Source organism: Pseudomonas cyclaminis (assembly GCF_015163715.1).
GTDB lineage: Bacteria > Pseudomonadota > Gammaproteobacteria > Pseudomonadales > Pseudomonadaceae > Aquipseudomonas > Aquipseudomonas cyclaminis.
In genome coordinates, this window is sequence record NZ_JADDUM010000066.1 from 58,455 (window position 1) to 70,323 (window position 11,869).

At 59.7% G+C, this 11,869-nt stretch carries 15 protein-coding genes and 1 pseudogene; 15 read left to right on the plus strand and 1 reads right to left on the minus strand.

Translation table 11 applies throughout. The features are described 5' to 3' along the window. The first annotated feature begins 152 nt into the window (after positions 1 to 152). The 10 genes from IQK56_RS10620 (at position 153) to IQK56_RS10665 (ending at position 8,014) form a co-directional block, all read left to right on the plus strand. Entirely contained in the window at positions 153 to 488 is a 336-nt protein-coding gene (locus tag IQK56_RS10620) for an integrative conjugative element protein, RAQPRD family (protein WP_193864049.1), read from the plus strand. Next, entirely contained in the window at positions 485 to 724 is a 240-nt protein-coding gene (locus tag IQK56_RS10625; protein WP_193864050.1) for a TIGR03758 family integrating conjugative element protein, read from the plus strand. The genes IQK56_RS10620 and IQK56_RS10625 overlap by 4 nt, the downstream gene beginning before the upstream one ends. A gap of 17 nt (positions 725 to 741) precedes the next feature. After that, the gene (locus IQK56_RS10630; RefSeq protein WP_003174125.1) at positions 742 to 1,113 is read left to right on the plus strand and encodes a TIGR03745 family integrating conjugative element membrane protein; all 372 of its coding nucleotides are present in this window, start codon (positions 742 to 744) and stop codon (positions 1,111 to 1,113) included. A gap of 7 nt (positions 1,114 to 1,120) precedes the next feature. Next, on the plus strand, positions 1,121 to 1,534 hold the full coding sequence (locus tag IQK56_RS10635) for a TIGR03750 family conjugal transfer protein (RefSeq protein WP_193901677.1): 414 nt from the start codon (positions 1,121 to 1,123) through the stop codon (positions 1,532 to 1,534). Continuing rightward, positions 1,531 to 2,172 carry a PFL_4703 family integrating conjugative element protein gene (locus IQK56_RS10640; protein WP_193864051.1) on the plus strand — a complete coding sequence of 214 codons (642 nt, stop codon included), beginning with the start codon at positions 1,531 to 1,533 and terminating at the stop codon, positions 2,170 to 2,172. The genes IQK56_RS10635 and IQK56_RS10640 overlap by 4 nt, the downstream gene beginning before the upstream one ends. Further along, positions 2,169 to 2,981, plus strand: a complete 813-nt coding sequence (locus IQK56_RS10645) for a TIGR03749 family integrating conjugative element protein (protein ID WP_193864052.1) — start codon at positions 2,169 to 2,171, stop codon at positions 2,979 to 2,981. The genes IQK56_RS10640 and IQK56_RS10645 overlap by 4 nt, the downstream gene beginning before the upstream one ends. Then, entirely contained in the window at positions 2,971 to 4,488 is a 1,518-nt protein-coding gene (locus IQK56_RS10650) for a TIGR03752 family integrating conjugative element protein (protein ID WP_193864053.1), read from the plus strand. Before IQK56_RS10645 ends, IQK56_RS10650 begins: the two co-directional genes overlap by 11 nt. Then, positions 4,451 to 4,867, plus strand: a complete 417-nt coding sequence (locus tag IQK56_RS10655; protein ID WP_193864054.1) for a TIGR03751 family conjugal transfer lipoprotein — start codon at positions 4,451 to 4,453, stop codon at positions 4,865 to 4,867. Before IQK56_RS10650 ends, IQK56_RS10655 begins: the two co-directional genes overlap by 38 nt. Then, a complete protein-coding gene (locus IQK56_RS10660) occupies positions 4,867 to 7,677 on the plus strand; it encodes a conjugative transfer ATPase (RefSeq protein WP_341869502.1) in 2,811 nt (936 codons plus the stop codon). The genes IQK56_RS10655 and IQK56_RS10660 overlap by 1 nt, the downstream gene beginning before the upstream one ends. Positions 7,678 to 7,741: 64 nt before the next feature. After that, positions 7,742 to 8,014, plus strand: a complete 273-nt coding sequence (locus IQK56_RS10665) for an HU family DNA-binding protein (protein WP_154847243.1) — start codon at positions 7,742 to 7,744, stop codon at positions 8,012 to 8,014. Between the two features lie 129 nt (positions 8,015 to 8,143). Here IQK56_RS10665 and IQK56_RS10670 read toward each other — a convergent pair whose 3' ends face one another. Then, positions 8,144 to 8,416 carry a LasR-specific antiactivator QslA gene (locus IQK56_RS10670; RefSeq protein ID WP_193864055.1) on the minus strand — a complete coding sequence of 91 codons (273 nt, stop codon included), beginning with the start codon at positions 8,414 to 8,416 and terminating at the stop codon, positions 8,144 to 8,146. A 169-nt stretch (positions 8,417 to 8,585) separates the two neighbouring features. Between IQK56_RS10670 and IQK56_RS10675 the strand changes: the two genes are divergently transcribed. From IQK56_RS10675 to IQK56_RS10695, 5 genes and pseudogenes are all read left to right on the plus strand, one after another. Next, entirely contained in the window at positions 8,586 to 8,840 is a 255-nt protein-coding gene (locus IQK56_RS10675) for a helix-turn-helix domain-containing protein (RefSeq protein ID WP_122318590.1), read from the plus strand. A 108-nt stretch (positions 8,841 to 8,948) separates the two neighbouring features. Next, entirely contained in the window at positions 8,949 to 9,905 is a 957-nt protein-coding gene (locus IQK56_RS10680) for a TIGR03756 family integrating conjugative element protein (RefSeq protein ID WP_193864056.1), read from the plus strand. After that, on the plus strand, positions 9,902 to 11,272 hold the full coding sequence (locus tag IQK56_RS10685; protein WP_193864057.1) for an integrating conjugative element protein: 1,371 nt from the start codon (positions 9,902 to 9,904) through the stop codon (positions 11,270 to 11,272). The genes IQK56_RS10680 and IQK56_RS10685 overlap by 4 nt, the downstream gene beginning before the upstream one ends. 3 nt (positions 11,273 to 11,275) lie before the next feature. Continuing rightward, positions 11,276 to 11,584 (plus strand): hypothetical protein, encoded by a 309-nt coding sequence (locus IQK56_RS10690; protein WP_193864058.1) that lies wholly within the window; start codon positions 11,276 to 11,278, stop codon positions 11,582 to 11,584. Between the two features lie 10 nt (positions 11,585 to 11,594). After that, a pseudogene (locus IQK56_RS10695) lies at positions 11,595 to 11,869 on the plus strand (conjugal transfer protein TraG N-terminal domain-containing protein); the annotation flags it as partial.

Below are 11,869 nucleotides of genomic sequence, written 5' to 3' on the forward strand. Positions count from 1 at the left end.
AGGTTGCCCAAAAACACAATGCCAGATAACAACAATTTTCAACTCCTGCAGTGAACTGACCGAAGAAAAGCGATTCCTCACGTCTCGCTTTTCTTACTGCTATCCCCACCCTTTAACTTGATTCTGACTCCATATCACTATGGGCCAGCATCATGCCGACTTCCGCCTTTCGCTGCTCGTTGCTACTTTCGCTAGCTATCGTCCATGGCAGTAGCTATGCCGCATCGGCTGATGAGCAAGTACAGCTAAGCCTGGTCCAACAGCAACTCGACACTATCGAACGCCTTACGACGCGAGCCGAGTTAGCCAGTACCCCTGAATCAAACGAACGCTATCGCTTCGACTACCCCCAATTGCTCCAAGACATCCAACGTATCCGTCACGGTGTGCAGAGCTACCTGTCCCCCTCCCGCGCTCAACCCCGCGATCCCAGTGAACTGTTAGGCGATTACAGCCTCGACACTCCGTCCGCGGAGCCCTCGCCATGAGCATGACCGACGCCCAGACCGCTGCCTTCCAAAACGCCTCCGGCTTTTCGGCGCAGAGCAGTTCAACTTTGTGGCTTTCCCTGGTCCTCGTACTGACCTTGCTCTGGTGTACCTGGGTGATGTGGACGGCTTACCGAGGGTGGGCAGCCGGTAGCGTGCGCTTCGGTGCCTTCGGTGGCAGCGCCGCTCGCGTGCTGCTCGCCCTACTCGTTCTGATGTTCTTCACCCTGTCCTAATCCAGGAGATCGCCGTCATGCTCAAGTGCCTAGTCCCCCTTAAAAACAACCTGCGTGATCGTGCGAGCCAGCGCTTGATCGGTCTGCTACTGGTGCTCGGTCCAAGCTTGGCTTTTGCCGAATTACCGACCATGGAAGCACCCTCCCGTGGCGAAGGATCCGGCTTGATCGAGACGATCAAAAACTACGCCTACGACGGCGGTATCCTGCTCGGCCTGCTGATCGCCCTGCTCGCGTTTCTCGGCGTGGCCTGGCATTCCCTGACCGTCTATGCCGACGTGCAGAACCAGCGCAAGACCTGGAAGGACTTGGGTGCGGTGGTCGGTATCGGTGCTCTGTTGGTGGTGATCATCATCTGGTTCCTGACCAAGGCTGCCGCGATTCTGTGAGGTCGGCATGAACGACAAAATCGAACATCTTGCCGACGGCACCTTGGTCTTTCTGCCGGAGCGGCTCAATCGCGATCCTGCCGTATTACGCGGTTTGACCAATGATGAGATGTGGGTAGCGCTTGGCACCGGCGCAATCATTGGCCTGCTGCTGGGCGTTCCTCTGACGATCGCCACCGCTTCCATTGCCGTGGCGCCGACCAGCATGATCGCAGGCATGGCCGTGGTGTTATTGGTCGGTGGCACGCTACTGCGTCGGGCCAAACGGGCCCGCCCCGAGACCTGGTTGTACCGCAAACTCGAATGGGTACTCGCCAGCCGTTGGCGCCTGGGGCGCGGCAGTTTGATCCTCCACTCCGGCGCCTGGACGGTTCGCCGTTCGCGTCGACTGCGCCCTGCCCTGTCCCGGTGGCAACCATGAGTCGTTTTCGGAACAAGGTCGATGCCCAACAGGCCCATATCTTCAGCCTGCGTCTGGCGGTAGTGATCCTCGCCCTAGTCTGCGCCGGACTCTGGTATGGCTGGCGCTCGACACCGACCGATCTGACCGTGCATGTCCCCCCGGATCTGCGCTCGGGTAGCACGCGCAAGTGGTGGGATATTCCCTCGGAGAATGTCTATGCCTTTGCCCTGTACATCTTCGGTCAGCTCAACCGCTGGCCCTCGGATGGCGAGCAGGATTATCGCCGCGCCATCTATGGCTTGCAGTCCTACCTGACACCCGCCTGCAAGGCCTTCCTCGACGGCGACTACGAGTACCGCAAAGCCGCCGGCGAACTGCGCCAGCGAGTGCGTGGCGTCTACGAAATTCTGGGCCGAGGCTACAGCGAAGATCCGGGACTCAGGGTCAAGCAACTCGACCGCGACAGCTGGCTGGTCAAACTCGACCTCAACGCCGATGAGTATTACGCCGCCGAGCCAGTGAAACGGGTGGTGGTGCGTTATCCATTACGCGTGGTGCGTTTCGACCTGGATCCCGAACGCAACAAATGGGGGCTGGCACTGGATTGTTATCAGGGCACGCCGCAAAAAATCTCCCTGCCTGGAGGTGAGCCATGAAGCGGATTTCTACCCTGGGAGTGACCGTCGCACTGATGTTATGGGGAGCTGCAGCGCAGGCCGTCGAGCTGATGCACTGGGAACGCCTACCCCTCGCGGTCCCACTGGTGATCAATCAAGAGCGAGTAGTCTTTATCAATGAGGCTGTTCGAGTCGGCGTGCCCTCAGCCCTGACGGGCAAGCTGCGCGTGCAATCAACTGGCGGCACGCTGTACTTGCGCGCGTCGGAAGCCATTGCACCGACTCGACTGCAACTCCAATCGGTCGCGACGGGCGAAATTATCCTGCTGGATATCGCGGCCACTCCTGGTGATCAACCGTTGGAGCCCGTGCGTATTCTCAAGAATGTTCCGGTGCAAGCTACCGAGACTGAATCGAGCACCGTCCCTGTTCCAGAACGTACACCGATCCCGGTCGCTTTGACGCGCTATGCCGCACAGAGCCTATACGCGCCGCTGCGCACCGTAGAATCCCTACCCGGCGTACGCCGCGTACCGCTCAAGCTGCGCACCGAACTGCCGACCCTGTTGCCGACCGAAAACATTTCCAGCACACCTATCGCCGCCTGGCGACTCGGTGATTACTGGGTGACGGCAGTGAAGTTGCGCAATCGTAGTTCAGAGCCGGTGCAACTCGATCCGCGTCAGATTCAGGCCAAACTGCTCGCCGCGGCCTTCCAGCATGCTTTCCTCGGGCCTGTCGGCAGCGCTGAAGACACCACGCTCGCCTACCTCGTCACTCGCGGTGCCGGCCTCGAACACGCTTTGCTGCTCCCGCCCGTTGCGCGAGGGGTTGACGATGAAAGCTAACGCCTTGCTTAAATGGCTGGTACCAGCTGCGCTGCTGGCCGTGGTGTTGATCATCCTGAAAACCTGGGTCACGGGTGGCAGCCCCCCCTTTCCAGAGAACCCAGTTGATCAGAGAAACATTCAGTTATCCGCCGAGCAAGCCAAGTCGCTCGGCATTGCGGGCGATACCCCACGCGACACGGTCGCCACCCTGGTCGGCCAGGTGAAGGCCATGCGCAGCGACATGCTCGGTTTGAAGAAACACAACGATTCGCTGCAGACGGAAAACAACCGCCTGCGTGAGCGGGAAAACAGTGTCGAATCGCGTATCCAGACGGCACTGGGCAGCGTGACCCAACAGGTCGACGAAGGCCGCCGACAAGCCAACGAGGCCCGGCTCAAAGCAGAACAAGACAGTCGTCAGGCACGCGGTCTGCTGACGCAATTGCAGAACCAATTGTCGGGGCTGACCGGCAACGGCAAGGACATGCCAATCGGATTGGGGCTTGAGCCGGGTGATGGGGCTCAATTCGAGGGGCAACACTCCGCCAATGATGTTCTGCAGTGGATTGAACCCTCGGATGTTCCGTCCACCAACGCCGGAGGCAAAACCAAGACCGCCTCCGCACTGAGTCTGCCTACTGCCTTCAACTCACTGGAAGGCTTGAAAGAAAACGCGATTGATCGCGGCCAGAAACAGCTACGTGCGGTCACCCAGGGTGAGCATGACCTCACGCGATCCGTTGATCGTACCGAAGGCGCGAAGCCGGTCTACACGATCCCCGAAAACGCTACGCTGATGGGATCGGTCGCCATGACCGCGCTGATCGGCCGAGTCCCGGTGGACGGCACTGTGAATGATCCCTATCCCTTCAAGGTGCTGGTCGGCCCCGAGAACTTAACCGCCAACGGCATCGACCTGCCGGACGTTGCGGGTGCCGTAATGAGCGGCACGGCGTCCGGTGACTGGACCCTGTCTTGCGTACGCGGACAGGTCGAGTCAATCACCTTTGTGTTTACCGATGGCACCATCCGTACAGTGCCTCAGCCGAAGGCAGTAACCAGCCGCAATGCCTCCACCGCCCAGAGCTCGAGCACCGACAAGATCCGTGGTGGACTCGGTTACCTGTCCGATCCGTATGGCATTCCTTGCATCGCTGGCGAGCGCCGCTCGAACGCTCAGCAATACCTCGGCAGCCAGAGCCTGATCACTGCCGCCGGTGCCGGTGTCGCCGCTCTGCTCGGTGATGAGCGGAACAACAGCAGTGTGATCAGTTCGGGCGGCAGTACGCTCGGAGTCACCAATAGCAGTGGCAATAGCGCACTGAATTCAATTCTCAATGGTGGGGTCAGCGACATCCGCGAGTGGGTGAACAAACTGTATGGCGAAGCCTTTGCTGCCGTGTACGTGCCACCTGCCGCACAGGTCGCCCTGCACCTCGACCATGAAATCACCATCGACTACGAGCCCAAGGGCCGGAGCGTTCTCCATGAAAAAGACCCTGCCTCCCTGTCTGACCTGGATTAGCGTGCTCTGCTTGATCCTGGCCGGATGTTCCACCGACAAGGAGACGCTGCTGCCCCATGGTGAGCAGACCATGCTGGACATCTGGAACGGCGCCGGTTCGCAAGGCACTCAGCAGCAACTGCTGGATGCTCGGCAGCAGTTACGCCGCCCGCTGGCTCAGGCAGACTTCTCCGCTTCTCTCCAGGAACCGTACACGCGCACAGCGACGAACGAGATCCACAATTTGTTCCCTCGCCTGCCCAATCCCGATCTGGTGCTGTACGTGTATCCGCATTTGAGTGGCACCGAGCAGGCACCGATCCCGGGGTACTCGACCGTCTTTCCGTTTTACCAACGGGTGCAGTACGCATTGCCTGGTGAACGTCAGGAAGACTTGTAGTGCGTACCAGCGATGCGGGCAACCGCACTCCTGCGTGGAAAGCCTGGCGCAACCCATTGCGCCCTCGCGCCACCTTGGCCGATGAAGCCGCGCTCTATGCGCACAACCCCAGCTTCACCGATCACCTGCCGTGGGTCGAATACCTCGACACCGCGCAGTGTTTTCTACTGGATGACAATCGCTCGGTGGGTGCGGTGTTCGAGTTGCTGCCCATCGGCACCGAAGGGCGCGAACCCGATTGGTTGATCGCCGCCCGCGATGCCCTCGAGGATGCCCTGCAGGACAGCTTTGACGAGCTAGATCAAGCACCTTGGGTGGCGCAGTTTTTCTGCCAGGACGACAACGACTTCACCCCCTACCTGAACCGGCTCTCTGACTATATTCAGGACAGCGCGCGAGGCACGGTCTTCACCGAGGCTTTTTTGGAGCTCAGCCGCCGTCATCTGAAGGCCATCGCCAAGCCCGGTGGTCTGTTTGAGGATAAGGTGGTGACGCGCCTGCCCTGGCGTGGCAATAACCGTCGGGTGCGCCTGGTGGTCTATCGCTGGCTTGAGTCTGACGCTGAGGAGACAGGACTCAACCCGGTGCAATCCCTGCATCAGGCTTGCGAACGTATTGCGGCTTCGTTGCAGGCATGCGGGGTGCAATCGACGCGAGTCGATGGCCGAGGTCTGTATGCCTGGCTGCTGCCCTGGTTCAATCCGGCCCCCAGGCTCACCGATGAAGCACCCGAGGATTTCTACCACCGCATAGTCTATCCGGAGCCGGGCGATGGCGAGTCGCTGGAACTGCCCTTCGATCACGACTTTGCCGAGCGGCTGTTCTTCAACGAACCGCGCTCGGATGTGCAATGCGGACTCTGGTTTTTCGACGATCAGCCCCACCGGGTGATGGTGGTGGACAAACTGCGGCGAGCACCCTTGATTGGCCAACTCACCGGCGAAACCCATAAGGGCGATGCGGTGAACTCACTGTTCGACCAGTTACCCGAAGGTACGGTGATGAGTCTGACCTTGGTGGTCAAACCGCAGGATGTGCTTGAGGAGCAGTTGAACCGCCTGGCCCGCAAAGCCATCGGTGAAAACCTGGCCTCGACCCAGACCCGTCAGGATGTCGAAGAGGCTCGCGCGATCATCGGCCGCCAGCACAAGCTGTACCGGGGCACCCTGGCGTTTTACGTGCGCGGTCACGATGAGCAGCAATTGCACCAGCGCTCGGTCAGCCTGGCCAACGCGCTGCTGGGTGCGGGCCTGCAACCGGTACGCGAAGGCGATGAAGTCGCCGCCTGCAATAGTTACCTGCGTTGGCTACCAATGGCTTACAACCCGGCCCGCGACACGCGCAACTGGTACACGCGACTGATGTTCGCCCAGCACCTGGCGAACCTGGTTCCGGTGTGGGGTCGCAGCACCGGGACCGGCCACCCGGGCATCACCCTGTTCAATCGTGGCGGCTCGCCGTTGAGTTTCGATCCGTTATCACGCCTGGACCGGGCCATGAACGGTCATCTGCTGTTGTTCGGCCCCACTGGTGCCGGCAAGTCGGCGACCCTCGTCACCCTGCTGATGCAGGTCATGGCCGTGTACCGCCCTCGCCTGTTTATCGTCGAGGCCGGCAACTCATTCGGTTTGCAGGGCGACTACTTCGCGACACAGGGCCTGTCGGTCAACAAGGTCCAATTGAAGCCTGGCGCCTCGGTCAGTCTCGCCCCGTTCGCCGATGCCTGGCGCCTGGTCGAGCAGCCGGATCAGGTGGCGAGTCTGTCGATCTATGAGCTGGACGATGAGGCGGTAGCCAGTCGCGAAGACCAGCGCGATGTTCTCGGCGAATTGGAAATCACCGCTCGCCTGATGATCACCGGCGGCGAGGCCAAGGAAGAGGCGCGCCTGAGTCGAGCCGATCGCAGCCTGATTCGCGAGTGCATTCTCGATGCGGCGCAGACCTGTGTCCCGGTGGGTCGCCAGGTGCTGACCCGCGACGTGCGCGACGCGTTGCTGCGTGTCGCCGCCGACCCGCACCTGCCAGAGAAACGTCGCGAGCGTGCCCAGGAAATGGGCGAGTCCATCGACCTGTTCTGCCAGGGCTTCGAGGGTGAACTGTTCGATCGCGAGGGCACGCCTTGGCCCGAGAGCGATGTGACCATTGTCGATCTCGCCACTTACGCTCGCGAAGGTTACGAGGCGCAGATGTCCATCAGCTACATCAGCCTGATGAACACCGTGAACAATCTCGCCGAGCGTGATCAGTATCTGGGTCGGTCGATCATCATGGTCACCGACGAGGGTCATATCATCACCAAGAACCCGCTGTTGGCACCGTTCGTGGTCAAGGGCACAAAGATGTGGCGCAAGCTCGGCGCCTGGTTCTGGCTCGCCACACAGAACCTGGCTGACTTCCCCACTGCCGCACAGACCATGCTCAACATGATCGAGTGGTGGATTTGCTTGAACATGCCACCGGCGGAAATCGAAGAAATCGCTCGCTTCAAGAAACTCACGCCGGCACAGAAAGCCTTATTGCTCTCCGCCAGCAAGGAACCGGGCAAATACACCGAGGGGGTCGTGCTGTCGAAGAAACTCGAAACGCTGTTTCGAGCCGTGCCACCCAGCCTCTATCTCGCTCTGGCGATGACGGAGCCCGAGGAAAAAGCCGAACGCTGGACCTTAATGCAGGAATACCAGTGTTCAGAGCTAGAGGCAGCTTTTCGGGTAGCTGCGCGCATTGACCAAGTCGTGGAATCGGGGCATAGCTACCTGATTTTAAGCCCAAATAGCGTTACATCCGTAGAGGGCTGGAGAGCGGTTTTGTAGTGGATATCGAAGAATTATCTGAGTAGATTACTCGTCAACACCCAGCCAGCGGAAGGAGTCACGCATGAATAAAAACGATCTGATCGAGGCCATAGCGAGCTCCGCTGACCTCCCGAAGTCCACTGCCGGGCGCGCACTGGAAGCCCTCACAACCATCATATCCACTTCGTTGCAAAGCGGTGAGAACGTCACCTTGGTTGGTTTTGGCACCTTCGCGGTAAAAGCACGTGCGGCACGCGACGGCCGTAACCCTCAAACTGGGGCCACCATCAAGATCGCAGCGGCCAAGACGCCCAGCTTCAAGGCCGGTAAATCGCTGAAAGATGCGGTGAACTAGACGCTGGTAGCGATTACCCAATACCAACTCTCCGAGCACTGGTATTGGGGCGTCAGCAGCCGAAACGCTGGCTGAACTCTGGGAGCGGTTCGAGCTTTGTGTTTGAACGCGTCTTTAGGGAAGTTCTTTTCAACCTTGATTTGGGCTGGGTGGCACACTGCTCAGCCGCTGCTGAATCCTCAACAGGAATCCAGCTTCAAAAGCATCTTGGCAGTCACCGACTGGAAAGGTCTTGCGGGTTTGCGCCAACGCCCACCACAGTGGAATCTCGCCGGGCGTATCAAGCCAAGCCTGAGCGCATTGCACGCCACGTTCGATCATCGGGGCAAACTCGCTGCCCCAAGGTGTCAAAAGACTTGTACAACCATCCGCAGCGGGAATTGAAAGGTAGTTTTCGTTCATACGCACCCTGGATTTCTGATTTATTGTTAGACGCTGGGCCCAGCTTCGAAAATCTTAACGAAACCAAATGAACGCTCGATAACAGGCATGAGCATCAAATGGCCTAGATCAATGTCAATGTAGACTATATCCCGTGGATTGAGAGTCCCTCAAGGCGCAATTTGCGCGCATGACTCAAGACTACGAACAGCTTCGTCTGCATCTGTCGGAAAACATCCGCTGGATGAGACGCGTGAAAAACCTGACCCAAGAGCAGTTGGCGCTCATGGCCGAGGTGGATCGCACCTACGTCAGTCAGATCGAACGATGCACAGGCAATCCGTCGCTGTTGGTCCTGTGCAAACTCGCCAATATTCTCGAAATCACCACGGATCAGCTACTTACGGAACCCGATATGTTGCGCAGCTTCCTTCACGTCAAATAATAGTCTCACGCCTCACAAAGTCGATACACCCACCTTCATTTTATCTACTGACAGTCTCCCGCCCGAAACCGAACCTGACCTGGCTATTTACCTAATTGAGCCTGGATCATGCCTGCTGCCTGCTCGTCAATCACGCCCCCAAAGCTTCGGCCCTTGGCGCTGAGCATCCTGCTGGCGTGCGGCCCAAGCATGGCGCTGGATACCAGCAGCATCACCGCCTCTGTTCTTTCGCCAAATTGCCTCGCCTACAGGGTCGTCGGTATTTGTTTCTGGCTGCTCTGCACGCCCTTCGGCTGCAAGGTCAAAACCTCAACCAAGGTTCGTCATTTCATTCCTGAGCTGGTGGTCTCGAGCTACACCACCACCGGCAACAACCCCTGGACCGAGATGGCCACCCTATCCGCTCCCATCAGCGGCGCGGAGGGTGGCGGCAACCTGATCACCCCGAACACCCGCCGCGACAACCTGCCCCGTTTCAAGAACGTCGATGGCATTGGTCACCCCGGTGGTTGGGCCGCCACGCAACTGGCTTCGCAATCCGGCTATGCCTGCGCCGGCGGCGCAACCGCGTTCATGCCCTACTACCTGAGTACCCTGGATTCACTGGCCTGGCGCCATGGCATCCCAGAAAGTTTCTACCCCGAGTCGCTCATGCCGGGGATCCGTGAAGTCGGTCGTCAGGCCGCGGGAAACATGTGGGGCAACGTCTACCCCCGTCAGGGCTTTCTGGTACAACCCGACGACTTCAAGGCGGCCGCAGTCATGGCGCAACGGGCCGGCGATGTGATGACCCGCAACTGGCAGCCGCATGTGTACTTACCACTCACGCCCGCGAAACGTGACGGCTACTGGCCACCGGGACCGGTCGTTGAAAACGACGCTTCGACCCACAAGTGGCAATTGCTCTACCCCCAGGTGCAGCCCATGTGCGCCATCTTCCCCAGCAATCCGGTACAGAGCGCGGACGGCGGCTACGCCTGGTCGCTCTGGCGGCCCTATAGCTGCTGCAAGCGTGAGGGACAGACCTTTCTGTTCAGCATCGACTTCGAAGGCGGTGCTTTATGAGTCGGCTTCTCGCACGCCCCTCCTTGGGCGTGATGAGTCTGTTGCTCTGCATGGCCACGCATGCCCACGCCGCCGAGGGCGATTACCGCCTGGGTACTCAAGGCGAAGTACTCGACGACCGAGTGATGTACTCCATCGGTGGCGGCTCGGCAGTCGGCTCACCGAGTTCGCTCTATCGACCCAGTGGTCTCGGCGTCGGCGGGTCATGGCGAGCGAATATGATGTGCGGCAACATGAGCCTCACCAACACCCTGCAAAACCAGCTGAACGGTGCCACCGAAGGTTTCCAGCAGATCATGGGCAGCATCGTGCAGAATGCGACCCAGGCGGTGATGTCGCTGCCGGCATTGATCATCCAGCGCGCCAACCCTGGACTCTATGAGTTGCTCAGTAATGGGGTGATGCAGGGGCGTATCGACTTCGATCGTTCCAAACTGACCTGCCAGGCCATGGCCGAGAAGATGGCGGACAAGGTCGGTCAGGCCAGCTGGGGTGCGCTGGCCAAGAACCAGGAGATGCAGGGCAATCTGGAGCAAACCGGCGGTGATGCAGTGGCCGCGGTGAAAAATACCGAGGCGCGTAATGGCAACAATGGGGTGTCCTGGGTCGGCGGGCAGAAGGCTGGAGGCAATGGGCAGACGCCCATTCGGGTGACCGCCGACGTGGTGCGCGCGGGTTATAACCTGCTGCATAACCGTTCGGTGGATGACAGCGCCTCGATCAGTAGCGGTGATTGTCTGGGTGGGGCTATTTGCCAGACATGGACCTCGCCCCAAGAGGAATCCGAATGGGCCGTTCGCGTGTTGGGCGAGAGCGAAGTCTCGACCTGCGACAGCTGCGAAACCCTTCGTGCGACCGCTGGCAGCGGATTGACTCCGCTGATTCAGGAGGCCTACAGCGAACACCTCAAAGCACTACAAGGGTTGCTGTCCGGCTCGCTGCCGCCTACTTCTGACAATCTGGCTAAAGCCTCCAGCCCGATGTTACCGGTGACCCGAGGTGTGGTCGAAGCCCTGCGTGACGATCCCGATCAGGATCTGCTGGCACGGCGTTTGGCCAGTGAGACGGCCCTATCCAGCGTACTCCACAAGGCGTTGCTGCTACTGCGCACCCTGCTGGCGGGCAGTCACGAACCGAACATCGCCTCCGCCGAGCCGGCCCAAATCGCATTGACGAAAAACATCGACGCGCTGGAGCGCGAAATACGCCTGCTGCAGGCCGAACTGCAGGTTCGGCAAATGCTGGCTACTAACACCGCCAGCCTCGTGCTCGATCGACATGCGGGTGGTGCCGATGCTTCGCGCACCGTCGAGCAAGGTGACCCTGAGCCAGGTCGACTCAATGATGCTGACGCCAGGCGCAAGTGAGCCATGAAACGCTCACCGCTATTCACTTTGCTTTCGAGTTTAGGGATTGCCGCGGTGATGATCCTGACCGCCGCACTGGTCGCCTGGATCGGCCGCACTGCGCTGGGTAGTTTCGAGGTCTGGCAGCAGGCATTCGAATCCGCACGGCCCAATCTGCGATGGTGGCGTGCGCTGCTCTACGGCGCTCTCTTTGCACTCTGGTGGGATGTGCTTCGGCGCTACCGACATCGACCACAGGATCGACGGCGCATAAAACGCATCGGGACAGTAGGGCTCCTGCTCTTTATCTGCGTCGAGCTCACCCGACTGTGAGGTCATTACCATGCTCATGAGCACCAACAGTTACTTGGAGTTTTACCTCTCGCTGCTGGCCTGGATCATCAACAACGGCCTCTGGAGTGTCCTGTCCGACACCGGACTGTTCGCCGCGCCCTTTGGTGCAATCATCTTGCAGGAATGGTTGTCTGCCCGTCAGCAAGGTGCGGATGAGGGCAATAAGGGACTGCTCTCGGTGCCACGGATCGAGAACCGGTTGTGGCTGGCCTACATCGTCGTGTTGTTCGGCTGCGCGCCGGTCTTTCCGTTGAGCCTCTCGTC

Coding starts and splice junctions, on each gene's coding strand:
- IQK56_RS10620 (WP_193864049.1), top strand. CDS start 153: ATGCCGACTTCCGCCTTTCGCTGCTCGTTGCTACTTTCGCTAGCTATC.
- IQK56_RS10625 (WP_193864050.1), top strand. CDS start 485: ATGAGCATGACCGACGCCCAGACCGCTGCCTTCCAAAACGCCTCCGGC.
- IQK56_RS10630 (WP_003174125.1), top strand. CDS start 742: ATGCTCAAGTGCCTAGTCCCCCTTAAAAACAACCTGCGTGATCGTGCG.
- IQK56_RS10635 (WP_193901677.1), top strand. CDS start 1,121: ATGAACGACAAAATCGAACATCTTGCCGACGGCACCTTGGTCTTTCTG.
- IQK56_RS10640 (WP_193864051.1), top strand. CDS start 1,531: ATGAGTCGTTTTCGGAACAAGGTCGATGCCCAACAGGCCCATATCTTC.
- IQK56_RS10645 (WP_193864052.1), top strand. CDS start 2,169: ATGAAGCGGATTTCTACCCTGGGAGTGACCGTCGCACTGATGTTATGG.
- IQK56_RS10650 (WP_193864053.1), top strand. CDS start 2,971: ATGAAAGCTAACGCCTTGCTTAAATGGCTGGTACCAGCTGCGCTGCTG.
- IQK56_RS10655 (WP_193864054.1), top strand. CDS start 4,451: ATGAAAAAGACCCTGCCTCCCTGTCTGACCTGGATTAGCGTGCTCTGC.
- IQK56_RS10665 (WP_154847243.1), top strand. CDS start 7,742: ATGAATAAAAACGATCTGATCGAGGCCATAGCGAGCTCCGCTGACCTC.
- IQK56_RS10670 (WP_193864055.1), bottom strand. CDS start 8,416: ATGAACGAAAACTACCTTTCAATTCCCGCTGCGGATGGTTGTACAAGT.
- IQK56_RS10675 (WP_122318590.1), top strand. CDS start 8,586: ATGACTCAAGACTACGAACAGCTTCGTCTGCATCTGTCGGAAAACATC.
- IQK56_RS10680 (WP_193864056.1), top strand. CDS start 8,949: ATGCCTGCTGCCTGCTCGTCAATCACGCCCCCAAAGCTTCGGCCCTTG.
- IQK56_RS10685 (WP_193864057.1), top strand. CDS start 9,902: ATGAGTCGGCTTCTCGCACGCCCCTCCTTGGGCGTGATGAGTCTGTTG.
- IQK56_RS10690 (WP_193864058.1), top strand. CDS start 11,276: ATGAAACGCTCACCGCTATTCACTTTGCTTTCGAGTTTAGGGATTGCC.